This is a genomic window from Vibrio sp. Vb0937, from assembly GCF_033338855.1.
The window spans coordinates 1-1,029 of sequence record NZ_JAWOTK010000468.1 but is presented as its reverse complement, the minus strand read 5'-3'; the positions used below and the strand labels follow the sequence as shown (position 1 = coordinate 1,029).

The window sequence follows — 1,029 nt, the reverse complement described above, 5'->3', positions numbered from 1 at the left end:
TAATTTCAGACATGAATGTCGCTCTTATTAGGAGTGATAAAGGTAACAGGATATCAGTTTCGAGCTTAGGTTTAAATAATTGCTGGCGATTGCGTTATCTGACCAGTCAGCGTGTGACTTATCTCTTACTCCAAGTGAAATTTCTGCTAATTTAAACCAAATTCCATTTTACTTTAGTCAAAACCATATACTCTCCGCGCTGGTATTTTTATACTGGTAGTAGAAGTATTAAGGGACACATCAACATGAATCGTCGCAGAAAGAAAAAGCAGCAAGTCGACTACGTCGAGTTGGTCAAACAAAAGTTCGCTGCTATCAACTGGAAGCAGCCGTTCAACAAAAGTAAGTGGTTAGAACGTGTAGAACCAATCAAGGCATTTTGGCAGCGCTTACCTAAATTCCATCAACGAGCTTTGATGGTGTTAATGCCATTATTACTTCTACTTCTGATTGTACCGTTACCGAAAAAGACGGAAGCGTTAGTCGAACAGCAGGGTGAAGTGGATAGCCAGCGTGTTGCGATCCAGTTAAATGCGCAAAGCCTGAGTCAGCAACGTACGTCGCAAAACTCGGGCCCTAAGTCAGAAGACTGGAAAGAGTATCATGTGAAGAATGGTGATACGTTAGCTCAAGTTTTTCGCAACAATCAGCTTTCTATGGCTGACCTTAGCGCCTTAGTAAAAATAGAAGGAAGCGACAAGCCACTGAGCCATATCAAGCAGGGGCAACTCATCCGTTTTAAACTCTCAGAAAACGGCCAGTTAGATATGTTGCAACTGGAAAAGAGCGATCATTCGGTTATGTTTTTTCGTCTATCGGATGGCAGCTTCGGCCGAAACAAATAGTTTCCATTGTAGATTTAAAAAAGACGCGATCATCTCGCGTCTTTTTTATTGCAGTTTTGTAGAGGTTTATTGAGTCGATTGCTTCCTGCGCATGTCTACGTGTGGAATTCCATCTTCTAAGTAACTGTCAGACATAACTTCAAATCCATGGTGAGCATAAAAATCGATAAGATGTTCTTGTGCA

2 protein-coding genes are annotated in these 1,029 nt (G+C 41.4%); one reads left to right on the top strand and one right to left on the bottom strand.

All coding sequences use genetic code 11. The annotated features are described in order from the left end of the window. Window positions 1–245 precede the first annotated feature (245 nt). The gene (locus R7P67_RS26585; protein WP_020904298.1) at window positions 246–845 is read left to right on the top strand and encodes a LysM-like peptidoglycan-binding domain-containing protein; all 600 of its coding nucleotides are present in this window, start codon (window positions 246–248) and stop codon (window positions 843–845) included. Window positions 846–911: 66 nt separating this feature from the next. Here R7P67_RS26585 and R7P67_RS26580 read toward each other — a convergent pair. Further along, window positions 912–1,029: GNAT family N-acetyltransferase (locus R7P67_RS26580; RefSeq protein WP_318086551.1), on the bottom strand; the 118-nt coding region annotated here is incomplete at its 5' end.